The organism is Pseudoalteromonas sp. Ps84H-4 (assembly GCF_024124645.1).
Taxonomy (GTDB): Bacteria; Pseudomonadota; Gammaproteobacteria; order Enterobacterales; family Alteromonadaceae; genus Pseudoalteromonas; species Pseudoalteromonas lipolytica_C.
On sequence record NZ_JAMXSK010000012.1, the window covers coordinates 79,880 to 102,299 of the forward strand.

The 22,420-nt window shown below is 41.3% G+C and carries 21 protein-coding genes; 12 read left to right on the forward strand and 9 right to left on the reverse strand.

The genetic code is table 11. The features are described from left to right. Positions 1-4: 4 nt before the first annotated feature. From cmoB to NH454_RS12050, 4 genes are all read left to right on the forward strand, one after another. The gene (gene cmoB, locus NH454_RS12035; protein ID WP_054551592.1) at positions 5-973 is read left to right on the forward strand and encodes a tRNA 5-methoxyuridine(34)/uridine 5-oxyacetic acid(34) synthase CmoB; all 969 of its coding nucleotides are present in this window, start codon (positions 5-7) and stop codon (positions 971-973) included. Positions 974-1,174: 201 nt separating this feature from the next. Then, positions 1,175-2,227 (forward strand): phosphoribosylformylglycinamidine cyclo-ligase, encoded by a 1,053-nt coding sequence (purM, locus tag NH454_RS12040; protein WP_063705981.1) that lies wholly within the window; start codon positions 1,175-1,177, stop codon positions 2,225-2,227. Next, positions 2,227-2,874 carry a phosphoribosylglycinamide formyltransferase gene (gene purN / locus NH454_RS12045; RefSeq protein ID WP_054551594.1) on the forward strand — a complete coding sequence of 216 codons (648 nt, stop codon included), beginning with the start codon at positions 2,227-2,229 and terminating at the stop codon, positions 2,872-2,874. The genes purM and purN overlap by 1 nt, the downstream gene beginning before the upstream one ends. Next, positions 2,819-3,619 (forward strand): DUF3108 domain-containing protein, encoded by an 801-nt coding sequence (locus tag NH454_RS12050; RefSeq protein ID WP_135924182.1) that lies wholly within the window; start codon positions 2,819-2,821, stop codon positions 3,617-3,619. Before purN ends, NH454_RS12050 begins: the two co-directional genes overlap by 56 nt. Before the next feature lie 18 nt (positions 3,620-3,637). Here NH454_RS12050 and NH454_RS12055 read toward each other — a convergent pair whose 3' ends face one another. Next, positions 3,638-4,402 carry a class II glutamine amidotransferase gene (locus NH454_RS12055; protein ID WP_054551596.1) on the reverse strand — a complete coding sequence of 255 codons (765 nt, stop codon included), beginning with the start codon at positions 4,400-4,402 and terminating at the stop codon, positions 3,638-3,640. Positions 4,403-4,739: 337 nt separating this feature from the next. Here NH454_RS12055 and fadE point away from each other — a divergent pair, with 337 nt between their 5' ends. Then, positions 4,740-7,196 (forward strand): acyl-CoA dehydrogenase FadE, encoded by a 2,457-nt coding sequence (gene fadE, locus NH454_RS12060; protein WP_253039199.1) that lies wholly within the window; start codon positions 4,740-4,742, stop codon positions 7,194-7,196. Here fadE and NH454_RS12065 read toward each other — a convergent pair. After that, complete coding sequence (locus NH454_RS12065) at positions 7,193-8,287, reverse strand: DUF6136 family protein (RefSeq protein ID WP_290442611.1); 1,095 nt, start codon at positions 8,285-8,287, stop codon at positions 7,193-7,195. The two genes, fadE and NH454_RS12065, sit on opposite strands and share 4 nt — an antisense overlap. Beyond that, positions 8,284-8,874, reverse strand: a complete 591-nt coding sequence (locus tag NH454_RS12070) for an ATP-binding cassette domain-containing protein (protein WP_253039201.1) — start codon at positions 8,872-8,874, stop codon at positions 8,284-8,286. Before NH454_RS12070 ends, NH454_RS12065 begins: the two co-directional genes overlap by 4 nt. A gap of 150 nt (positions 8,875-9,024) precedes the next feature. Between NH454_RS12070 and NH454_RS12075 the strand changes: the two genes are divergently transcribed. The 3 genes from NH454_RS12075 (at position 9,025) to NH454_RS12085 (ending at position 12,210) form a co-directional block, all read left to right on the forward strand. Then, positions 9,025-10,950 (forward strand): S9 family peptidase, encoded by a 1,926-nt coding sequence (locus tag NH454_RS12075; protein WP_253039202.1) that lies wholly within the window; start codon positions 9,025-9,027, stop codon positions 10,948-10,950. Between the two features lie 302 nt (positions 10,951-11,252). Then, on the forward strand, positions 11,253-11,690 hold the full coding sequence (locus NH454_RS12080) for a SulA-like leucine-rich domain-containing protein (RefSeq protein ID WP_054551944.1): 438 nt from the start codon (positions 11,253-11,255) through the stop codon (positions 11,688-11,690). Positions 11,691-11,730: 40 nt separating this feature from the next. Next, a complete protein-coding gene (locus tag NH454_RS12085; RefSeq protein WP_235382908.1) occupies positions 11,731-12,210 on the forward strand; it encodes a YchJ family protein in 480 nt (159 codons plus the stop codon). Positions 12,211-12,241: 31 nt separating this feature from the next. Here the strand turns inward: NH454_RS12085 and NH454_RS12090 are convergent, their stop codons facing one another. Both NH454_RS12090 and NH454_RS12095 read right to left on the reverse strand, forming a co-directional pair. Beyond that, entirely contained in the window at positions 12,242-13,078 is an 837-nt protein-coding gene (locus tag NH454_RS12090) for an alpha/beta hydrolase-fold protein (protein WP_253039203.1), read from the reverse strand. A 2-nt stretch (positions 13,079-13,080) separates the two neighbouring features. Next, positions 13,081-13,725, reverse strand: coding sequence for an alpha/beta hydrolase (locus tag NH454_RS12095; RefSeq protein WP_235382906.1), 645 nt, complete (start codon positions 13,723-13,725; stop codon positions 13,081-13,083). Positions 13,726-14,077: 352 nt separating this feature from the next. On the opposite strand from NH454_RS12095, the gene NH454_RS12100 reads away from it, so the two are divergent. Further along, positions 14,078-14,965 carry a LysR substrate-binding domain-containing protein gene (locus NH454_RS12100; RefSeq protein WP_054551603.1) on the forward strand — a complete coding sequence of 296 codons (888 nt, stop codon included), beginning with the start codon at positions 14,078-14,080 and terminating at the stop codon, positions 14,963-14,965. Between the two features lie 55 nt (positions 14,966-15,020). Next, positions 15,021-15,785 (forward strand): YdcF family protein, encoded by a 765-nt coding sequence (locus NH454_RS12105; protein ID WP_135924174.1) that lies wholly within the window; start codon positions 15,021-15,023, stop codon positions 15,783-15,785. Positions 15,786-15,791: 6 nt separating this feature from the next. Here the strand turns inward: NH454_RS12105 and NH454_RS12110 are convergent, their stop codons facing one another. Beyond that, entirely contained in the window at positions 15,792-16,544 is a 753-nt protein-coding gene (locus tag NH454_RS12110) for a Nif3-like dinuclear metal center hexameric protein (RefSeq protein ID WP_138556787.1), read from the reverse strand. Between the two features lie 150 nt (positions 16,545-16,694). Between NH454_RS12110 and NH454_RS12115 the strand changes: the two genes are divergently transcribed. Then, positions 16,695-17,072: a hypothetical protein gene (locus NH454_RS12115; protein ID WP_063706001.1), complete on the forward strand. Its 378-nt coding sequence runs from the start codon at positions 16,695-16,697 to the stop codon at positions 17,070-17,072. 30 nt (positions 17,073-17,102) lie between these two features. Here the strand turns inward: NH454_RS12115 and NH454_RS12120 are convergent, their stop codons facing one another. Then, the gene (locus NH454_RS12120; protein ID WP_235382905.1) at positions 17,103-17,579 is read right to left on the reverse strand and encodes an HPP family protein; all 477 of its coding nucleotides are present in this window, start codon (positions 17,577-17,579) and stop codon (positions 17,103-17,105) included. A 99-nt stretch (positions 17,580-17,678) separates the two neighbouring features. Between NH454_RS12120 and NH454_RS12125 the strand changes: the two genes are divergently transcribed. Further along, on the forward strand, positions 17,679-18,221 hold the full coding sequence (locus NH454_RS12125; RefSeq protein ID WP_235382904.1) for a TetR/AcrR family transcriptional regulator: 543 nt from the start codon (positions 17,679-17,681) through the stop codon (positions 18,219-18,221). Positions 18,222-18,275: 54 nt separating this feature from the next. Here NH454_RS12125 and NH454_RS12130 read toward each other — a convergent pair whose 3' ends face one another. Then, positions 18,276-21,461, reverse strand: a complete 3,186-nt coding sequence (locus tag NH454_RS12130) for an amidohydrolase family protein (protein ID WP_235382903.1) — start codon at positions 21,459-21,461, stop codon at positions 18,276-18,278. A gap of 106 nt (positions 21,462-21,567) precedes the next feature. Then, positions 21,568-22,392, reverse strand: a complete 825-nt coding sequence (locus tag NH454_RS12135; RefSeq protein WP_199525812.1) for a M90 family metallopeptidase — start codon at positions 22,390-22,392, stop codon at positions 21,568-21,570. Positions 22,393-22,420 lie beyond the last annotated feature (28 nt).

The following is a 22,420-nucleotide window of genomic DNA, read 5'->3' on the forward strand; positions in this document are numbered from 1 at the left end:
TTTCATGTCTCAATGGTTTAACCAATTTTATGCTGCTATCGCACAAAGTCCGCTTAGTCACTGGCTCGAAACTTTACCTGGCCAATTAAAGCACTGGGAACTCGAAGCCAGTCACGGCGATTTACCTAAATGGCAAAAAGTGCTGAAAAACTTACCTGAGGTAAGCACAAACCATGTAAACCTGCAGGATAAAGTACAAATCGGCACCGGTGATGAGCTATCTGAAGGTCAGCAAAAACAGTTAACGCATTTATTAAAGCGCATGATGCCATGGCGTAAAGGGCCATTTAGCTTACACGGTATCGAGATTGATACTGAGTGGCGCAGTGATTGGAAATGGGATCGTTTACTGCCTCATATTGAACCGTTAAAAGGCCGCACTGTGCTTGATATTGGTTGTGGTTCTGGTTATCACTTGTGGCGTATGCGAGGTGAAGGCGCTAATTTTGTGGTAGGTATCGATCCATCTGATTTATTCTTATGCCAATTTCAAGCGATAAAGCATTATCACCAAGATGAAAACGTGCATTTATTGCCATTAGGTGTTGAAGCTCTGCCAGAGCTAAAAGCATTTGATACGGTATTTTCGATGGGTGTTTTATATCATCGTCGTTCACCAATCGACTTTTTAGCGCAATTAAAAGCGCAGCTTCGTCCTGGCGGTGAGTTAGTCCTTGAAACACTGGTTGTTGAAGGTGATGAGCATACAGTTTTAGTGCCAACCGACCGTTATGCAAAAATGCGTAATGTGTGGTTTATCCCAAGCACCGCGGCATTAAAACTATGGATGGAGCGCGTTGGCTTTAAAGATGTACAAGTTAAAGACTGTGCAATCACAACGCTTGAAGAACAACGTAAAACCCAGTGGATGGAAAACGAATCATTGGTCGACTTTTTAGACCCAAATGACACCAGCAAAACCATTGAAGGTTACCCAGCCCCTCTACGCGCTATTTTAACAGCGAAAGCTTAACAAATAGTGAGAAGTCTCTAGTTACAAGGCCAAAGTGACATTTACTTGATACTTTTGCCTTGTAACTTGAAAGCAAAAAAACCGGACAACTGTCCTTGTCAAGTCGGTTAAAGTGATTTTTCAACTAGCCGCGCCATTGCAATTGTTGTAAAATACGCGCGTTTCTAAGCAACCCACATGCAACTTTTTTGAGGAAAACCTGTGAGCGAACAAAAACAGTCTCTTAGCTATAAAGACGCGGGCGTAGATATCGATGCCGGTAATGCACTTGTTGAGCGTATTAAAGGCGTAGTTAAAAAAACCAGACGTCCTGAAGTAATGGGCGGTATCGGTGGTTTTGGCGCACTTTGCGAACTACCAACTGGCTATAAAGAGCCTGTACTGGTTGCTGGCACAGACGGCGTTGGTACAAAACTACGTTTAGCAATCGATCTTAAAAAGCACGACACAGTGGGTATCGACCTTGTTGCTATGTGTGTAAACGACCTTATTGTACAAGGTGCAGAGCCACTATTTTTCCTTGATTACTATGCAACTGGTAAATTAGACGTAGACACTGCGGCTGATGTTGTAACAGGTATTGGTAAAGGTTGTGAGCTTTCTGGCTGTGCATTAATCGGTGGTGAAACTGCTGAAATGCCAGGTATGTACGACGGCGAAGACTACGACATGGCTGGTTTCTGTACTGGTGTTGTAGAAAAATCAAAAATTATCGACGGTACTAAAGTTGCTGCAGGCGACCAATTAATCGCCCTTGCATCAAGTGGTCCTCACTCAAACGGCTTCTCATTAATTCGTAAAGTTCTTGAAGTATCTGGCGCAGACACGAGCGCTGAGCTTGAAGGCAAAACACTTGGCGATCACCTTTTAGAACCAACTCGTATCTACGTTAAACAACTACTTGAGCTATTCAAGCAGGTTGACGTACACGCGTTATCTCATATCACGGGTGGTGGTTTCTGGGAAAACATCCCGCGCGTACTTCCTGAATCTGCAAAAGCAGTTATCAAAGGTGACAGCTGGGAATGGCCTGTTGTTTTTAACTGGTTACAAGAAAACGGCAACATCACAACACACGAAATGTACCGTACATTCAACTGTGGTGTTGGTATGATTTTAGTTGTTCCAGCAGACAAACTTGAGCAAAGCTTAACAATCCTTAAAGATCTTGGCGAAAATGCATGGCATATCGGTGAGATCCAAGATGCGAAAGCAGGCGAAGAGCAAGTAGAAATTTTAGGTGGTCGTGACTAATGACCCCTTGTCGTCTTGTTGTATTAATTTCTGGTAGCGGTTCAAACCTTCAAGCCATCATCGACGCATGTGCGCGTGGTGAGATAAAAGCCGAAATCGCCGCTGTAATTAGTAATAAAGCCGACGCCTATGGCCTTGAGCGAGCAAAAAATGCAGGTATACAAACACGTGTACTTAGCCATAAAGATTTTGACTCGCGCGAGGCCTATGATGCTGAGTTAATGGACATTATTGACAATTTTGAACCAAATCTAGTTGTATTAGCTGGTTTTATGCGTATTCTTACTCCTAGCTTAGTGCAAAAATTTAAGGGAAAAATGTTGAACATTCACCCTTCTTTGTTGCCTAAGTACCAAGGGCTGAATACCCACCAACGAGCGATAGATGCAAAAGATGACGTTCATGGTGTCAGTGTTCACTTTGTCACAGAAGAGCTAGACGGCGGTCCCGTTGTTCTTCAAGCCAAAGTGCCGGTACTCGAAAACGATACCGCAGAGACACTCGCACAACGTGTTCATCAGCAAGAACATATAATCTATCCATTGGTGGTCAAGTGGTTCAGTGAACAACGACTCAAGATGGAAGCAGATTATGCAGTTTTTGACGAAAAGAAACTTCCTGCACACGGCGCGCACTATCCAGAATAAAAATTTAAGTGCCCTACTCGCTTGTGTGGGCACTTTATTACTTCCTACCAGTGTTTTAGCTGGCGATCTCACTCAATATGAAGCCAAATACGATGTACTTCGTAAAGGCGAAACCCATGGTAAAGCAATCCGCGAGCTGAAAAAAGCCGCAGACGGTAACTACGTGATCACTTATCACAGCGAAATCGAATGGATGATTTTTTCTGACTCACGAAAAGAAACATCTAAATTTACGTACCATGATCAAAAAATTTCTCCGCTAAGTTACACCATGGAGCGCTCAGGCACAGGGCCTGATAAAGAATACAGCTTAAAATTTGATGCGGCGCAAAAGCAAGTTCAAAGCAGCGAAAGTAAATACCCATTAAAGCTTGATTGGTCTGACGATTTTCAAGATTCACTGTCTTACCAAGTGCAAGTGCGCGAAGAGTTAAAACAAGGTAAAACGCAATTATCGTATCCATTGATTGATAAAAAAGGCAACCTTCGCAATTACGACTTTGAAGTCATCGGCACCGAAGTGATCTCGCTACCTGTTGGTAATGTAGAAGCAATTAAAGTTAAACGTTTATACGATAACGATAAACGTCAAGCACTTGCTTGGTTTGCCCCAGAAATGGACTACATGCTCGTGCGTATGTGGAAAGGTGAAAAAGGCGTAGAGCAATTTGAAGTGCAGCTTAATTCATTCACTGTGACCACACCAGTCGCCGTAACAAATGAAGTGAGTAATGAAGCGCCTTAATAGCGCTTCATCTTTTATTTAAATTTTTTCGCCCATTTTAAACAGTGCAAACTCACCGGGTTCCATTTTCTGCCAGCGTTCATCATTAGTGAGAGGCCGTGTTGCAATAACGGTAACCACATCGTTCGGTGTGGTTTCTTTTTGAAAATCAATTACCATGTCTGCATCAATTAATGTCGCTTTGCCAAACGGTGCACGGCGTGTGATCCAATGTAGGTTATTGGTGCAATAAGCTAACACATAAACACCATCGGTAAGTAACATATTAAATACGCCTTTTTCGCGCAGGGTATGGGCAAGCTTTGCCGCATAACGAAATACAGACGCCATATTTGATGGCCGCTTAGGGTATTTTTCGCGGATCTTATCGAGCAGCCAACAAAACGCCAGTTCACTGTCAGTGTTACCGACAGGTCGATAATAGTCTGGCTTTAAATCATGATAATTAGATAATTGCCCGTTGTGTGCATACGTAATTTCACGGCCCCATAACTCGCGGGTAAACGGATGCGTGTTTTCAAGGCATACACGACCACGATTCCCTTGGCGAATATGACTTATCACCGAAATACTTTTAATAGGATACGCTTTAACGAGTTTGGCAATTTCTGATTGGCAACTTGGCTCGGGATCTTTAAATGTGCGACAGCCCTTACCCTCATAAAAGGTGATGCCCCAACCATCTTTATGCGGGCCAGTGTTTCCACCACGCTCTAATAAGCCCGAAAAACTAAAACAAATATCCGTTGGTACATTGGCTGACATGCCAAGCAACTCACACATAGAACTATTAACCTATAAAACTAATCGAAGTAAAAGGCATGATGGGCTGATCCCTGCCTGCGCTCATTGTTGTACATAGCGCTAAAGATGGCAACTGCTATGCTGAGATTTTCAGAACTATCTGATAAATAGTGCATATTTTACACACCTTTTTATGTGCACCATTTACATAAACTAAATAGTCATAAGCCCACTGTAAATTTTTTTGCACTGTTCATACAGTTTACTCATTAAAAGGTTTTACAAAGCATCGTTTTATCTTTGTTCCCCTCTTGATAATTCATGGTTGTAGCGCTACTCTAAAAGAGGTGGTCTGACCTCTATTAAGGAATAATCAATGACTCTCATATTTTTACTTGGTTTACTCGTGCTACTTAGTGTGGCGAGTTACCACAGATCGAGCTGGAATACCTGTTTAGGTATTGCCATTGCGACCTTACTTGTTGGCACTTTTGCTGGCGCGTTTGGTGCAATCAGTTGGCTACTATTCTTACTTATTGCTGTGCCACTTTCTGTGACAAGCATTCGTCAACAATACATCATCAAACCTATTTTTGCTGCATTTAAAAAAGTAACCCCGACAATGTCGGATACTGAAAAATCAGCAATCGATGCAGGTACTACGTGGTGGGAAGCGGATCTATTTTGTGGTCGTCCTGACTGGAACAAATTACACCAATACCCAGCACCAAAACTGACTATCGAAGAACAAGCGTTTATTGATGGCCCAGTTGAAGAAGTGTGTAGCATGTTAGATGACTGGCACGCAACGCACGAATTAACTGATTTACCGCAAGATGTTTGGCAATATCTAAAAGATAATAAATTCTTTGCCATGATCATCAAAAAAGAATACGGCGGTTTAGAGTTTTCTGCTTATGCACAATCATGTGTACTGCAAAAGCTAACAAGTAAATCAACGTTACTTTCATCTATCGTAGGTGTACCGAACTCATTAGGTCCGGGCGAATTACTTCAGCACTATGGTACTAAAGAGCAAAAAGATCATTACTTACCACGTTTAGCGAGTGGTCAAGAAATCCCATGTTTTGCTTTAACATCACCAGAAGCTGGTTCTGACGCAAGTGCAATTCCTGACTACGGTGTTGTTTGTAAAGGTCAATGGAACGGCGAAGAAGTTGTTGGTATTAGCCTAACGTGGAACAAACGTTACATTACTCTTGCTCCTGTTGCGACTGTACTTGGTCTTGCATTTAAACTACAAGATCCAGACGGTTTACTAGGTGATAATAAAGAACCTGGTATTACCTGTGCGTTAATCCCAACAGATACTCCTGGAGTAGAAATTGGCCGTCGTCACTTCCCGCTAAATGTACCATTCCAAAATGGTCCTACTCGCGGTAAAGATATCTTCGTACCACTTGATTACATCATTGGTGGCCCGAAAATGGCTGGTCAAGGTTGGCGTATGCTAGTTGAATGTTTATCTGTTGGTCGTGCAATCACCTTGCCGTCTAACTCAACAGGTGGCATTAAAACAATTGCGCTTGCAACAGGTTCTTACAGCCGTATTCGTCGTCAATTCCGTTTACCTATTGGTCAAATGGAAGGTGTTGAAGAATCAATGGCAAAACTTGCAGGCTACGCTTATAGCTCTGATGCTGCCGTTAGCATGTCTACCGGTGCTGTTGACCTTGGTGAAAAACCATCGGTTGTATCTGCGATTATCAAATACCACTTAACTGAACAAATGCGTGAAGCAACAATTCACGGCATGGATGTTCATGGTGGTAAAGGCATCATGCTTGGTCCAAACAACTACCTAGGTCGCGGTTATCAAGGTGCGCCAATTGCAATCACTGTTGAAGGTGCAAACATCTTAACGCGTAACATGATCATTTATGGTCAAGGTGCAATTCGTTGTCATCCATTCGTGTTAACTGAGCTAGGCGCTTGTGCAATTGAAGACCGCGAAGAAGCGCTTGCAGTATTCGATAAAGCATTAATGGGTCACGTTGGCTTTACTATTTCGAACCTTGTTCGTACTAAGTGGTTAGCACTAACGAATGCTCGCTTCACAAGTACGCCGTACAAAGACGAAACAGCTGAGTTTTATCGAGTTGCGTCACGTTTCAGTGCATCATTAGCATTAATGTCAGATATCAGCATGGCGGTTTTTGGTGGTTCATTGAAGCGAAAAGAGCGTATCTCTGCACGTTTAGGTGACTTACTAAGCTACTTATACCTTGTATCTGCAACACTTAAACGTTACAACGACGAAGGCCGTAAAAAAGAAGATTTTGCGCTAGTTCAATGGAGCTGCCAAGATCACCTTTACCACTGCCAACGAGCTCTTGCTGACCTAATCAATAACATGCCATCTGCACCACTTCGTGCAATGCTAAAAATTATGTTATTCCCATTCGGTCGTCCAGTTCGTAAACCTACTGATAAGCTTGAGCATAAACTTGCGCACTTATTACAAGTACCAAGCGAAACTCGTAACCGTTTAGCTAACTACATTTACCTTAAAAACGAGCCACTTAACCTTGTTGGTCGTCAAGAGCAAACGCTTAAAGACATTCTTGAAGTTGAGCCGCTGTTTGACAAGGTATGCCGTGAAAAAGGCGTAAAACTGCCTTTCTTCCAGCTTGATAAAGTAGCGCAAATGGGCCTAGAAGCAGGCATTTTAAGCCAAGCTGAAGCCGACAAACTAGCGGCTGTTGAAAAAGCCCGTCTTGACGTTATTAACGTTGACGACTTTGACCCAGCAGACTTAGTTGCTGGTAAAGTAGCCCGTAGTGAAAGCGATAAAAAAGCAGACGCTGCTTAAGCTAGCAAAACAATTCCAATTGTTATGAAAAACCAAACCAGCGCAAATTGCGCTGGTTTTTTTTGCGCTATATATTGCTGTAATAAACACCAGCCTGCGCCAATGGGTATGTAAATCAAGTTAGTGCCAAGCATGCTTATAACTACCATTAAAGCCACAGCAAAAAATATAAGACTCGGTATAAAATGGCTTACATAAAACTGCTTGTCTTGGTTATTACTTTGAAAGAATAACCGATATTTTTTAAAAACAGCCATGCAATCGAACTGTAACGAGCTAGTTAGCAACACACATACTGATAAAGCTACAGCCTGTATCAGATCACTAAAGTCACTCCGAATTGTTATTAGCTGTAATAAAGAAAACAAACATGCAACTAAAACTGAGCCACGCCATATTAAACACCAACTGTGTTGTAAAAAGTAACTAAGCCAAAATAAAGCAAACGAGTGTACTTTCAACTTATGGCTAATTCTTACAGAAGGGATTAAAGTCGAACAGCTGAAAATAGCAATAAATCCTAGATAGTATTGCAGCGAAAATAAACTAACAGGCAGTAATATCAATACAGAGCTTATTAACAAGCTATAAAAAAGTGCAATTGGCCTATAAAGAACAAATACCCCACATAGCCACTGCAAAAACACAAAAATCATAAAATGAGGCACTTGTAGCCATTGTTTCAACGATAAATCTACAGCTATTAATAAACTCGCAATGAGCCAAACATTACTTAAAAATAATAACTTGCAGTCAACACATACTCGCCAAGAGGGTTTATAAAGGCTTCGCTGAAATGCCCTGTTTTGCACATTTTTAATGGCTGGCGCCATGGCCCATAACATCACCGATTCAAGTAAAAGATAAACCAATGCTAATTTGGCGCCAGAAGCGGGTTCTGCATGGCTATCGACTATTTTCCCTAGCCCTAAAAACAACAGTAAAACCATACCAAGAAATGCAGGGCCAAGTAACAGTGCGAGCAACAAGCTAAAGCTCTTTAACTGAGACAGCATGCTTTTAAGGTTAGTCGTATATGCTAAGTATCGATAAGCAAGGAATGACGCGTAGCTAGCAAGAGAGTCAATCATAATGCTGTACACTCAAAACCGTGCTGTATAAACACCTGAGGTTCGTGGCTTGTAATTATGATTTGCCTATTAGGTTTATCATCTAGGTAGTCATCAAGTAAGGTCAGCAAAAATTGAATACTTGTTTGATCAAGCGCTGCACTCGGTTCATCTAATAGTAAAAATGGGGCTTGCTTTAAAAAAGCAGTAATGAGCTGGCATTTCTTTTGGTTTCCACTAGATAAAGAACTGAAGCGAGTGTTGAGATGCTCTGTAAAGTTAAAACCTGTAATGAGCTGCTCTGGTATGTCTTTCTTTAATGCCTTGCAACTAAGTTCAATAATTTGCCTCGCAGTTAAAAAATCAGGCAGCACAATACGGTCGCTAGCAATTGAAACATCGTTTTGCGGTGATTTTAATGCCTCATTATTGTATAAAATCTGCCCTGACTGTGGCTCTTCTAGGCCAGCGAGCATCATCAGTAGCGTTGTTTTTCCTCTGCCATTGGCTGCCTGTAAACAAACTCTTTTACCTTGTAATTGCTTATTGTAGTTTTCAAAAACGTGGGCTGATGCAAAACGTTTATTGAGGTTGTTTATTGCAATCATGTTTACTTCCTTTAATAGTGGAAAAATAATATCACACTCATATCCCTATTTATTTACATGATTTGTAACAAATATCGAACGGGTAAAACTTGCGTTTAGATTATGAACAGGCAACACTTTATAACGAAAAATTAACAAGGAATAATTACAATGAAACCGAGTTTTCAACTAGCAGCCGTGGCATGTGCACTCAGCCTTGCACTTGCAGGATGTTCACAATCAACCCAATCAACAAGCAGCACCGAAAGCGTGCAACAAAGCCAAACTGTTAAACAGTATGATGCTGAAACCTTTTTTGATACAACCTCAATTATGGGCAGCAGCTTTTCACCAAAAGGCGACAAAATACTCGTTAGCAGTGATGAAAGCGGCATTTATAGCCTGTATGAAGTAGATATAAAAACCGCCAAAAAAAACCGCTTAACAGACTTTGAAGACAGTACTTATGCAGTGGCTTATTTCCCTAAAGATGAGCGCGTACTATTTACTAAAGACTCAGGCGGTAACGAGCGTTATCACATCTATGTTCGCGAAACAGACGGCACAGTTAAAGACCTCACCCCAGGTGAAGAAACCCGTGCAGGATTTGCAGGCTTCACAGAAGACGGTAAACACTTTTTTATAACCAGCAATCAGCGTGATGCTAAGTTTATGGACCTATATCGTGTTGATGCTAACAGCTATGAAGTAACGCCGGTTTATCAAAATACCATGGGGCTGGATGTCGGTGCTATAAGCCCTGACGGCCGCTTTATTGCTTTATCGAAAAACAATTCGAACAAAGACAGCGATGTGTTCATTCTCGATACGCGTAAAAAAACCCTTAAACCAGAGCTTATCACCCGTCATGACGACGACGCTAAGTATGGCCCAGAAACCTTCTCAAGAGACAGTAAATCATTGTATTACTCAACCGATGCTAAAGGTGAGTTTGCACAAGTGTGGCGTTATGACTTAACGACCGGCGAGCACAGCCCTGCCCTCAAAGATGAGTGGGATGTCAGCTTTATATACTTCTCTAAATCTGGCCGTTATCAAGTAAGTGGTGTTAATGCCGACGCCAGCACTAAGGTGTCGATAATCGATACCACCACAGGTAAAGGTATTGCTATGCCATCGTTGCCTGCAGGTAACTTACGTGGTGTTAATTTTTCAGCTGATGAAAAAGCTATGGCGTTTTATTTAAATTCAGACACCTCGCCAAGCAATTTATTTGTGTGGCAAGTCGGTGAGCCGAAAGCTAAACAATTAACTAACACATTAAGTGATGCAATTAATCAAAGTGACTTAGTTGAGAGCACAATTGTGCGCTTTAAGAGCTTCGATGGCTTAGAAATCCCGGGGGTTTTATATAAACCTAAGCAAGCCAACAGCAACAATAAAGTACCTGCTTTAGTTTGGGTGCATGGCGGCCCTGGTGGACAAAGCCGTACTGGATATAGTGCGATGCAGCAACATCTAGTCAATCATGGTTATGCCATTTTTGCGGTTAATAACCGAGGCAGCTCAGGCTATGGTAAAACCTTCTTCCATTTAGATGATAAAAAACATGGCACTGATGATTTACAAGATATTGTTTACGGTAAAAAACACCTGCAAAGCCTAGATTGGGTCGATGCCGATAAAATTGGTATCATGGGGGGCAGCTACGGTGGCTTTATGACCGCCGCAGCACTTGCCTTTGAACCTGAAGAATTCAAAGTAGGCATTAATATCTTTGGTGTAACAAACTGGGTTAGAACCTTAAACTCGATTCCACCATGGTGGGAAAGCTTTAAAAAGGCACTGTACGATGAAATGGGCGACCCCGCGACAGACAGTGAGCGTCACCGTGCAATTTCGCCACTATTTCATGCTAAAAACATCACTAAGCCATTAATGGTGATCCAAGGTGCTAATGACCCACGCGTTTTACAAGTTGAAAGCGATGAGCTCGTTGCCGCTGTAAAGGCAAATGGTGTGCCTGTCGAATATGTATTATTCGATGATGAAGGCCATGGTTTTACTAAAAAGGAAAACCGCATAAAAGCCTCAAACGCATATCTTGAGTTTTTAAATACCTACTTAGACAAATAGCAAAATTGCAAAGGTAAAGAGCCGGTTTTTAAACCGGCTTTTTTATGCAAAACACCTGTATAGAAGCAAAATATAGCAGCTCATACAGTACTGTATAGAATACTGTATAATTTTAATGATAAATTTTTCACCTTTTTGACCTTCCAAAACAAAAAGTAACCCATTGTTTAATATGAACTAAATAAATTCAATTAACATAAAACTGAATAATCGGTTAAAAAATAGCAAAAAAGTACTTGCGCAAAAACACTGTATAAACTACTGTATATACATACTGTATAAACAACCAGTGAGTGAAAGTTATGTTACAGCCAATTACCTTAAGAACAGTTAAAAGCTACCAACAAGATAACGACAAAGCGTCTGTTAATTTAATTCAAATTGAAGACGAAATATCAGCAACCTTTGAGCTATTAAAAGTATTGCATCATTACAATAGCCAAAATGCATGGACACTATTAATTGCCCCTGATCATGTTCCTAGCAAAGCATTATTAGATTCGTGTTCGATTGATACCAGCAAACTACTTGTGATCAGACAAAAGCATTTAGTTAACCTTGAGTACGTACTTAGCTCTGCATTACATAATGGTAATTTTGCCGCAGTGATCACTTGGACAGATATTGTAAACAATCATCAACTTGATTCGATGAATCTAAATCTTGAGCAAGCATCTGCTAAGTTTTATTGTTTTACAAAAAGCGCTCAATTAAACAATTTAGTACCGCAGCCACAATAGGCTTGTTAAAATAACAATTTATAGTTTTAGGTAAGTTGTTATGACATCACTCACCCACCCCCTTTGTCCTTGTGGCAGCGAATCGACTTACGAGCTTTGCTGCCAACCTTTTCATACAGGTGCAAGCCAAGCTGATACGCCAGAGCAACTTATGCGTTCTCGTTTTAGTGCATACGCGCTGAAAGATGCAAAATATGTATTTAGCACCTATGCACAAAGCCAACAAGCCGCAAACCCGGTTCGCGAAATTAAAGATTTTGCTAATAGCTGCCGTTTTACCAAACTCAGTGTTTTAGATACAGAACATAATGATCAAGAAGGTTTTGTAGAATTTAAAGCAAATTACTTTTACCAAAACTTGTATTGTGAGTTACACGAAAAGTCGCGTTTTATTAAAGAAGATGGCCTATGGCGTTACCTAGATGGTGATATAACGCCAGTTGCAGATATTAAAATTGGCCGTAATGACGAGTGCCCTTGTGGTAGCGGTAAAAAATATAAAAAGTGTCACGCTCTTTAATTGCTCTTATACCAATCCGCTTAATTAAGTATTATTGCGGGTTGGTATTGGTCTGGTAAATCCAGTCTAGGGCTTGGGTAATCGTTGTTGGGAATGCGGTTGCATGGCGTGCCTGAGGAATAACAAATAAATTTGTTGTAACAAGCGCGCCGCTTTGTTTATTAATTTTAGCTGCTAATTGCCTCGCACCCGACACCATTTTTTCACCTTCGCTTTCTTCAAGTTCTCCCACTGCGATGTAAACTTTTGTTGTGTTGGCAGCTGGTTTTACAGCCATAGCTAATATTGAGTTTTCTTTAAACCACACTGAAGGACTGCCGATAATGTAACTTGAAAAAAGCGAAGGCTCGGTAAATAAGCTAAAGGAAGCAAATAAACCACCCAGCGAGTTACCGACTAATGTACTTTTTTGGTTTGTTCTGTAGTGAGCCTTAATATATGGCAATACAGATTGTTTTAGAAAGTTTAGATACTGGCTTGCTCCGCCAGTTTTACGTTGCCAATTTTTATCTTTAAATGGCGTATAGTCATAAATACGGCTATTAAGCCCCGGAACACCTTTTTGATACCCTACTGCGACGATAATCACCTCTTCCATCGCCCCCGAATTCATCATAAAGCGACTAGCACCAGAGGCAATTGGCAAACTGTAGTTTGCATCTAACAAGTAAACAACTGGGTAGCGCTTCTGGCTTTGTGCTTGGTAGCTGCGTGGGAGTTTAATTGTAATGGGGTATTCGTTTTCGGTATGTTTACCTTTAACTAAAACAGTATTAGTGCGTGGCAAAGTAAATGGCTCAGCATGGCTTACTGAGCTCACGCCGAAAACACTGATCACAAAAACGAGCAATAGCAATAAATAAGGCATAGTTAATCCTTCAGCCACTTCTTAATTGGTAACAGCCACTCATCTTTTGGCTTATAAAATGCACCATGGGAGAGCCCCGTATTGATGCTTAGTTCTTCGAACTTAGTTACTGCACTTCTATCAATTAAAAACTGGCAAGAGCCAACCTGATCTGAGCGTTCAAAGATAGAGTAAACCTTGCCGTAAGCTTTAACTGATGAGTTCTTTTTTATTAGGCCAGCACAACCTGCCAATATAACTAAGTTAATATGTGTGCGTTTAAGCTCATTGGCTGCCAGTATCGACAATGCCCCACCCCGTGAAAAACCAACCAAACTAATATTCGACTCATCAACACCGGCGCTGATCAATGCTTCAACATCTGCAGCAAGTTTTTTCGCAAATGCAAATGGTTCAGTGTCTTTTGGCCTGTGATAGGCAATTAAATGATAACTATCATCTGCAAGTGCTTCTTTTACCGAAATAAAGTCATAAACACCAAAGGTTTTGTGAACAGGCTTAGGGTTTTTACCTTCGACGATAAAACCATGGGAATAAAAAACATAGTGCTCATGCGGATCAATCTCTGTTGGAAACTGGCTGTAAATAGTGCCAGCGAGAGCAGGCATAACCCAACAAGCACAGGTTAAAAGTAGTGTACGTAACACTGGTATCCCTTTGAAAAATAAAATCGTACTGATTGCACGATAATAACAGTTTTAAAAATAATATCTTAGTTGTAAGTCAGGTCGCTTTGCCTAAGTGAGAAGTGAGTTAACCCTAATCAAAAACCTAAAGAGATCTCCAAAAACCAACTTGAGGTATATTCATAGCTTTTTGATATAAGTTAAGTAAAAAAACAATGACAGCGATGTCAATTGACAGTAAAAAAGCGTATTGTAAAAAAAAAGTTAAAGCAATCACTAATTTTAGACGTCTAGACGTTGAAAAAACAAATTCTTAAGCGTACTATGTTCGTAATCTGAGTTTGGCTCACATTTTTCATGAGATTTTTTAAAGATGATTGATATAAAGCACCTAAAAACCATAGCGACCCTTAAAGAGACAGGCTCATTGGTCAATACCGCCCGCGAGTTGTTTTTAACTCAATCGGCTTTATCACATCAAATTAAAGATCTCGAGAATAAGCTAGATTGCCAACTGTTCGAACGTAAGACGCAGCCTGTGCGTTTTACACCGCAAGGCATGTTACTGCTGGAGCTTGCTAATGAGGTTTTACCGAGGGTTGAAGCGACAAAGTGTCGTTTAAAAGAAAGCCTGAATCAGCCAATTTCAAATTTACGTTTAAGTGTTGAGTGTCATGCATGCTTTCATTGGTTGCTACCAACTATCAAAGAATTTAATAACTTTTGGCCTGATATCAAAATTGATTATGAGCGCGGCTTTAGCTACGACGCCATTCCAGATTTAATTAATGATGAGTTAGATCTTGTGCTGACTTCTGATATTCGTGAACCCGATCAGCTTGAGTATGCTCACCTGTTTGATTTTAAATTAAAATTAATCGTTGCACCGGATCATGAGTTGGCAAAAAAAGCCTATGTCACCGCCCTTGATTTAAAAAACGAAACTATTATTTCGTACCCTATCCCGCGAGAGCGCCAAGATATCTTTAAACATTTTATTCAAAATGCACGCTTTGATGGCACGCTTAAAACTGTTGACCAAGGTTTATTGATTTTCCAATTAGTGAGCGCTGGAATGGGTGTTGCAGCTTTACCAGATTGGCTAGTCACCCCTTATGAAAGCCAAGGACTCATTAAGTCGATTCCGTTAGGTGCACTTGGCCTTACTCGCCCTATGTATTTAGCGATGAAAAAGAATATGAAAGATAACCCTGTTTATCGCCACTTTTTAAATACGTGTAAGCAAAATAACGGTCGCTAAAGAAAGGCAAAATAATTAACATAGCTGCATCTGTTACAAACAATAATGCTGATACATGTTTGAAATTAAAAAGATCATTGGCTCATTATTAATGCCCCTGCCGTTGCTCGGGCTGCTTACTTTAGTGATGGTATTTTTAGCCATTGCCCATAAACGCAAAGCACTCTATTTGGGCTTTGTTAGCATTTTAACTTTAATGCTGATAAGCACGCCATTTATTGGTCAGTCACTGATAGCTGCAAGCAATAACCCAGCATGGCAATTTAACCAAGCAAAACACCCTAAACTCGATAATATTGTGGTACTTGGCTGCTCTATAATGCCCAACTCTCGCCTTGCCGCTAATCACCAGTTAGGCGATTGTGCGCTTGCTCGATTACTTGAAGGTGTTAAGCTTGCCCACCACTACCCAAACGCCACTCTCTATGTATCAGGGGGCGGTTTTGCTAACACCACCAATAGCCAGCTCATGTTTGAAACAGCAAAAGCGCTCGGCATTAAAGGCTCCCGAATTAAGCAAAATCCCCTCGCTATGGATACCGCTGAAGAAGCGAAGCGACTTGCCATTTATTTAGTCGATAAAAAAACAGCCCTAGTCACCTCAGCAAGCCATATGCCACGAGCGAAAGATTTATTTAATGCACAAGGTGTTGATGTGATCCCTGCTGCAACTGACTTCCAAGATTTTAGTCAGTATCCGACGTATAAGCAGTTTATACCAGATGATGATGTACTGGTTGCCGTTACCAGAGTCGCTCATGAAAAAATTGGCAGTGCTTGGGTAAGTGTGCGCCGCTGGATTGATCCAGAGGCGCTGTAGATTTAATCAGACTGGATTGTCGATATCGATAAACGTTACATCAAAACCATGCTGCTCAGCTAAAAGTTCGCCTAAGGCTTTAATGCCATAACGCTCAGTAGCATGGTGTCCTGCTGCAAAAAAGTCGATGCCTTGCTCGCGTGAACTATGAATCGTTTGCTCAGAGGCTTCACCTGTAAGATAAGCATCAATCCCTTGAGCAGCCGCTAAATCAATATACCCTTGGCCACCCCCGGTGCACCAAGCGATGGTTTCGATTTTTTCTTTTCTGACCAAACTAGTTAATGGTGCTCTATTAAGTACTTTCGCAATTTTATCGGCAAATTCTTCACCGCTTAGTGGTGTTTTTAAACGCCCTTTTACCGGCACACTATTTGGACCAGATTCAAGCCCACCAGTGAACTCAATACCAAGTAAATTTGCCAATTGTGCGTTATTACCAATGTCAGGATGAATATCTAGCGGTAAGTGATAGCCATATAAATTAATATCATTATTTAAAAGCGCTGCTATGCGGCGTTTTTTCATGCCCGTGATTGGCTGCGACTCTCCTTTCCAGAAATAGCCATGATGTACCAGAATCGTATCTGCATTTTCTGCAATAGCGGCATCAATCAATGCTTGGCTAGCTGTGACGCCCGTCACTATCTTTTTTACTTCACTCGCCCCTTCAACTTGTAAGCCATTTGGGCAAAAGTCAGCGATAGAATCAGGTTTAAGAATGTCGTTTAATAATTGAGTAAATTGTTTGCGTTGCATATGAAAATCGTCCTTCAACCCTCTATTTTGTGCAAATTTTGGCGTTTATGAGTGAAAAATGGAAGGAAAATCGCAAAAAATTGAAAAGTAAGCTGAAAATAGGTATAAATATATATTCTTAATCTGTGTTTACAACGTATAGGGTCTCTGATGAGCAAACTAGACAAAACAGAAGTGTTAAATGCCTTCGAAGCAGCATACGAAGCAGCGAATGGTAAGAAACCTGAAATCACTACAAAACCTGGTTGGTATAGCATCGATGGTGGCAAAAACTTGCGCCTTGCTGATGTTGCAGCGCTGACTGAAGAGCTCACTTCTGGTAAAACAGCTGAGCCTAAAGCAGAAGAAGCACCAAAAGCACCAGCGAAAAAAACCAAAACTAAAACCGCTGCACCGGCTAAAACAGCTAAGAAAGCACCGTTTACTGTTGTTACAGCAAACGATGATGGTTACAAAGCTGAAGAGCTTTGGATTGTTAACCTAGCTGAAAAAGACCACGATTGTCGTTTACCGCGTGGTGTTGTGTAATCAAATTACACTTAGCAATTTTAAAAACCGCTACTCGTTAGCGGTTTTTTTATGGCTATTCAATTGGTTGCTTAATATCCATTGACTTAAATAGCCAAACAATACAATAAATACGGCTCCGATTAATACGGGCATCACTAAAAAGTCCCAGCTTTGCATAGATTGCATAATCAAAATAGGGTTTGCGCCTGCCGCTGGATGTACGGTATCTGTCAACATCATTAGGCTAATTGCCAACCCTGTAGCTACAGCAATTTCAACAGCCCCTACACCGACATAATTTACAAATACAACGCCGATTAGTGCAGTTAAAAAGTGCCCACCAATAACATTCTTCGCTTTAGCTAAAGGGCTGTGTGGCACACCAAATACCAGAACCGCAGTTGCCCCAAAGGGGGCCATCAACCACACCCCATAACTTCCTAATTGCTGTAAATAGGCCAATACAAAAATTGCCATACAAGCAAACACACCCGCGATTGCCGCTTTAGTTACTTTATTATCCATTACACCTCCCAAAGTAGACCGAATTGTCTACCTCGCGAATGGTAGACAAGCCGGTCTACTTCTGTCAAGCTATCATTAATCTCCAATTGAGGCCTTGTTATGGATAAACGAACACATATTATTTTGACCGCCTTGTCACTTTTTTATCAAAAAGGCATTCATAGTGTGGGAATAAACGAAATCATTAATGTGGCGGGTGTCGCCAAAAAAACCATGTACCACCATTTCGCAAGTAAAGATGAATTGTTACTCGCGTGCCTCAGTGAGCGACATAATAGGTTTATACATTGGTTAACGCATGCCACCAGCAAGCAAACCACTGTTGAAGAGTTTAAAGCAACGTTGATCAGCTGCCATGAAGCTTGGTTTAACTCTGAAGTAACAGAGTTAGGTGATTTCAATGGCTGTTTATTTATTAACACTGCTGCTGAATTTGCTGATCCTGCAAGTCCAATTAATCAAGCCTGCAAAGAGCATAAAATAGCGGTGCAGCAGTTAATAAAACAGCGTTTATCAAACTGTAACAACATGGATAGTTCGCAGCTAAACTCACAGAGCCACTATTTGATGACGCTTGTTGAGGGCATGATCTGCCAAGCAAAACTAGTAGGAATTAAACAATTCCCTTATTTAAAACAATAAATAAACAATAAAAAAGCGGCACAATGGCCGCTTTCTGTTTAGATTTTTGCTATGTTAGATTTTTTCAAAATATAACTTTTCGCGTTTTTTCTCACCCACTTCGTTCATGGTAGCAGCATCAAATAAACGACCATTGATCATGGTGTAATCTATTTTATCTGTATCACGAATGTTAGTTAGCGGGTTACCGTCAATAACAATTAAATCGGCAAGTTTACCCGGCTCTAGAGAACCGATGTTTTTATCCAGACCAATGTATTTAGCAGGATCTAACGTTGCGGCACGAATAGCTTCAAGTGGTGTCATACCACCTTGCGCAAACATCCAAATTTCCCAATGTGCCGCTAAACCTTCACGTTGACCGTGAGCACCTAGGTTTACTAACACACCTAAGTCTTGCAGCTCTTTGGCAACACGGGCATTGTTGAAGTGGTTATAGTGATGATCGGGCGCCTTAACACGACGCATTGAACGAGGTAAAAGCTGATTCTTTGGAACAAACTTACTTAAGCGTGGGTGATTCCACACATCCGTCTTGTCGTACCAATAATTTTCACCCCAAATACCACCGTAAGCTACACCCAGTGTCGGCGTATAACCCACATCGCTTTGAGACCAAAGCTGGCGAATATCATCGTAAATATTGGCAACAGGAATTGAGTGTTCAATACCCGTATGACCATCAACTACCATGGTTAAGTTGTGCTGTAGTAATGAACCGCCTTCTGGCACAACCATCATTTCAAGTTCACGACCTGCTTCAATAACTTGTTGGCGCTGTTCACGACGAGGTTGGTTATATGATTTAACACTAAACGCACCTACTTTCTTTAAACGCTCAAGATGGAATTTAGCATCTTCTAACGAGTCAATATGCGATGTATAACCTGGCATATTTGCACCATATAAAATGGTACCCGTTGAGAAAATACGAGGGCCGACAATCATGCCTGCTTTTTGCATTTCGCTTGCAGCAAAAATCTCTGTGGTGTCGTTTGATGGATCGTGAATCGTTGTCACACCTAACGCTAAGCCAGCTAAGTTCTTCCAGTTTTGCTGTGGAATGATCTCATCGCTGCCTTGCGAGCCGTGCGCATGCGCATCAACAATACCCGGCATAATCGTCTTGCCAGTTACATCAATTACTTCTGCGCCTTTAGGAATAGCAACACTGTCTTTACTGCCAACCGCTTTAATATGCTTACCATCAGTAACAATAACGCCGTTTTCAATGACTTGCTCACCGTTCATGGTGATAATACGTGCGCCAGTTAACGCAAATACTGATTTAGGCTCGGCCATGGTTTTTGTAAAACCGATGTTATCGCCGCTTTTAACTTTAAAGTCAGTCTCTGCATTTTGGTTAATATCAAATAAACCCGCTAGGCTTGCATGATATAACTCAGGGCCTAGGCTCCAATAAAGTTTATCGCTTGTGCCACTCCAACTGATGTTTTCACCCGCGCGAACAGAGAGCTGCTCAATTGGGAATTGGCTATCTTTCGGACCAATATTAATGGTTTTGCCACGCTCAACAAATGGTGTAACAAATACTTTAAAACGCTCTGCAAACGCTAGGTATTGACCATCTGGTGATACTCTAAACTCTGTTGCATGTTCTGATTCGTAAAGTTTACGAACTTGTTTTGATTCAAGTTCAACAACACTTAATGTTGGTTTTGGCCAAGGACTCATCACATAAATACGGTCATTCGCTGCACCAAATTGCGGCTGATACCCTGATTTAGTGATAAGTGTTGAATTACCGCCTTTAGCACTTACTGAGTAAATACCTGGCTCTAATGACCATGTTGGATTAAGGATACTGCCGCCAGACGCTTTACGGTAAACAATCGTTTTGCCATCTGGGCTAAATGTTGGCTCTACGTATTTACCTGGTTCTTTGGTAATAGTATCGCCACGACCACCACGTGCAGACACAACACGTACTGAGCCCTGCTCGTTGTCATCCCATGTGGTGTAAACAATCTTCTTACCATCACGAGAAAACTGCGGGAATAATTCAAAGTGATCGTCTTGCTTAGTCAGACGCTTTACTTTGCCTGACTCTAAATCACGCTTATAAATATGACCTAGCGCCTCAAAAATAGCTGTTTCACCATCTGGTGAAATTTGTACATTACGCAGCATTTTCACATCAAAATTATCGCTATCGATGTTTTGTGTAAAGCGCACTGCTTTTTGAATTTGCTTATTGGTTTCAACTTTAAATGGAATAGTCGAGACAGACTTATCATCCACATCTAACTTATGGATTGACCCCCCCGCCCAAAATACTAGTTGTTCGTTGTCTGGTGTCCAAGCAATTGTCGGGTATACACCATGAATAGCCCATGTTTCTTGCATATCGCGTTCAAGCTCACCATAAAGCTTTGTATGCTCACCGGTATGGAGATCATATAAATACAAGCTTGTTTGGAAATCATCACGCTTGATATACGCAAGTTTTTTACCATCTGGTGAAGGTGTCGGTCGTATAGCCCCACCCATACCATCTATAATTGTTTCAATCTCGCCGGTTTCACGGTCGTAGCGTTTAATTTTATAAATGCCCGCTACAGAGTCTTTTGAGTAATGGAATGTTTTACCCGGCGTTGCATCATGAGAGAAATAAACATAACGACCATCAGGTGAGAACATTGGCTCACCTAAGTCTTTTTGGTCGTTCTCGCGTGCAGTTAGTTGCACACCCTTGCCACCCGCTTTGTGGTAAAGCCATACTTCACCAGCACCTAAAGAGCGGCTTGCAGTAAAGTGCTTACGCGCAACTAAATAGTCGCCATCCGGGCTCCAAGCTGGGCTATTTAACAAGCGGAATGTTTCGTTGGTTACTGCCTTTTGGTTTTCACCGTTTACATCCATAACCCAAATATTGTCACCACCGCCTTGGTCTGAAGTAAACGCAATGTGCTTACCGTCAGGGCTAAAGCGTGGTTGCATTTGCCATGCAATATCACTGGTTAATTGCGTTGCAGTACCACCCGACATTGGCATGGTATAAATATCGCCGAGTAAGTCAAACACCACTGTTTTACCATCAGGGCTAATATCAACATTCATCCACGTGCCTTGCTCAACACTAATTTTAGCGTCTAGGAATTGGCCTTTTGGTGTATCTACTTGCCATTTGTCATCATTTGATTGCTCAGTTGCAGCCACTTGCCCTGATAGAGCAAGTGAAATCGATACAGCAAGCGCTGTATGAAGCATTTTCTTCATTGAAATCTCACTTTTTATTGTTTTGCTTATATGCACACTTTTAAGATTGCACCAAATAGCATAGCAAGATTCCAGCAATACGTGTTAAACAGACGTAAATAGACGACTAATGCCACGCAATCGGATCAAACTGATAAAAGCCAACCAGTAAATGATAAATTTCTGGGTCAAACTGCCTGAGTTCTGCAGGTTTTTCTAAAAAGGTTTCGGTGATAACAGCAAAAAACTCGGCCTCATTAGTTGCCCCGTAACTGTGAATAACATGAGGCATGCCATAGGCTAAGTGGGTTTTGAGTTGATTAAATGCGCGGCTAAATACTTTCGCCCATTTTTGGTAATCCTCATTACTCGAAAGCAATGGCGTGCCTGTGGTTTGCCCTGTTTCTTGGTCGAGTTGATGAGCAAACTCATGAAACACCAAATTATGTCCATCACTTGGTAAGCGATTGCCCTCAAGAACATCATGCCAGCTCAGTACCAAGGTTCCACCCGGCCAAGACTCTCCTTGGCGCACGGTATTGTGATAGCTTACGAGCCCTGCATTGTCGCGGGAAGTTTGCGGCGCATAATAAGCGCTTGGGTATAAAAGGATCTCTTTTACATTGCGATACAGGGGCCAAGGCTTATTAAGCACTAAAACACAGGCATCGGCCGCTACAATCAGCTTCATTGCATCATTAAGTTTAAGGCCATCACAGCCAATAAAGCGCTTTTCATTTAAAAACCAGACAATGTGACGCTCCAGCTTTTCACGGTCTGCATCCGTCATCTTTTGGTAGATGGGCATATAGTTTAATAGCAGTTTTTTTTGCTGAGCATTGAGGGAGTAATTAAGGTATTTTTTCTGCCAAAAGTGGTTACGGATGTCATCCCAGCGCCAGTAACAGACAATAAATATAATTAAAAAAACTAACAACAACAGGTTTAGCATTACTAACGCCTAAAAAACAGTCTTGTTA

What these genes read in the sequence shown, in the direction of transcription:
- NH454_RS12105 (WP_135924174.1), top strand. Translation starts at nt 15,021, where the DNA reads ATGTTTGAAATTAAAAAGATCATTGGCTCATTATTAATGCCCCTGCCG.
- NH454_RS12065 (WP_290442611.1), bottom strand. Translation starts at nt 8,287, where the DNA reads ATGATTGACTCTCTTGCTAGCTACGCGTCATTCCTTGCTTATCGATAC.
- NH454_RS12135 (WP_199525812.1), bottom strand. Translation starts at nt 22,392, where the DNA reads ATGCTAAACCTGTTGTTGTTAGTTTTTTTAATTATATTTATTGTCTGT.
- NH454_RS12055 (WP_054551596.1), bottom strand. Translation starts at nt 4,402, where the DNA reads ATGTGTGAGTTGCTTGGCATGTCAGCCAATGTACCAACGGATATTTGT.
- NH454_RS12115 (WP_063706001.1), top strand. Translation starts at nt 16,695, where the DNA reads ATGAGCAAACTAGACAAAACAGAAGTGTTAAATGCCTTCGAAGCAGCA.
- fadE (WP_253039199.1), top strand. Translation starts at nt 4,740, where the DNA reads ATGACTCTCATATTTTTACTTGGTTTACTCGTGCTACTTAGTGTGGCG.
- NH454_RS12125 (WP_235382904.1), top strand. Translation starts at nt 17,679, where the DNA reads ATGGATAAACGAACACATATTATTTTGACCGCCTTGTCACTTTTTTAT.
- cmoB (WP_054551592.1), top strand. Translation starts at nt 5, where the DNA reads ATGTCTCAATGGTTTAACCAATTTTATGCTGCTATCGCACAAAGTCCG.
- purN (WP_054551594.1), top strand. Translation starts at nt 2,227, where the DNA reads ATGACCCCTTGTCGTCTTGTTGTATTAATTTCTGGTAGCGGTTCAAAC.
- NH454_RS12120 (WP_235382905.1), bottom strand. Translation starts at nt 17,579, where the DNA reads ATGGATAATAAAGTAACTAAAGCGGCAATCGCGGGTGTGTTTGCTTGT.
- NH454_RS12085 (WP_235382908.1), top strand. Translation starts at nt 11,731, where the DNA reads ATGACATCACTCACCCACCCCCTTTGTCCTTGTGGCAGCGAATCGACT.
- NH454_RS12070 (WP_253039201.1), bottom strand. Translation starts at nt 8,874, where the DNA reads ATGATTGCAATAAACAACCTCAATAAACGTTTTGCATCAGCCCACGTT.
- NH454_RS12100 (WP_054551603.1), top strand. Translation starts at nt 14,078, where the DNA reads ATGATTGATATAAAGCACCTAAAAACCATAGCGACCCTTAAAGAGACA.
- NH454_RS12110 (WP_138556787.1), bottom strand. Translation starts at nt 16,544, where the DNA reads ATGCAACGCAAACAATTTACTCAATTATTAAACGACATTCTTAAACCT.
- NH454_RS12080 (WP_054551944.1), top strand. Translation starts at nt 11,253, where the DNA reads ATGTTACAGCCAATTACCTTAAGAACAGTTAAAAGCTACCAACAAGAT.
- NH454_RS12050 (WP_135924182.1), top strand. Translation starts at nt 2,819, where the DNA reads ATGCAGTTTTTGACGAAAAGAAACTTCCTGCACACGGCGCGCACTATC.
- NH454_RS12075 (WP_253039202.1), top strand. Translation starts at nt 9,025, where the DNA reads ATGAAACCGAGTTTTCAACTAGCAGCCGTGGCATGTGCACTCAGCCTT.
- NH454_RS12130 (WP_235382903.1), bottom strand. Translation starts at nt 21,461, where the DNA reads ATGAAGAAAATGCTTCATACAGCGCTTGCTGTATCGATTTCACTTGCT.
- NH454_RS12090 (WP_253039203.1), bottom strand. Translation starts at nt 13,078, where the DNA reads ATGCCTTATTTATTGCTATTGCTCGTTTTTGTGATCAGTGTTTTCGGC.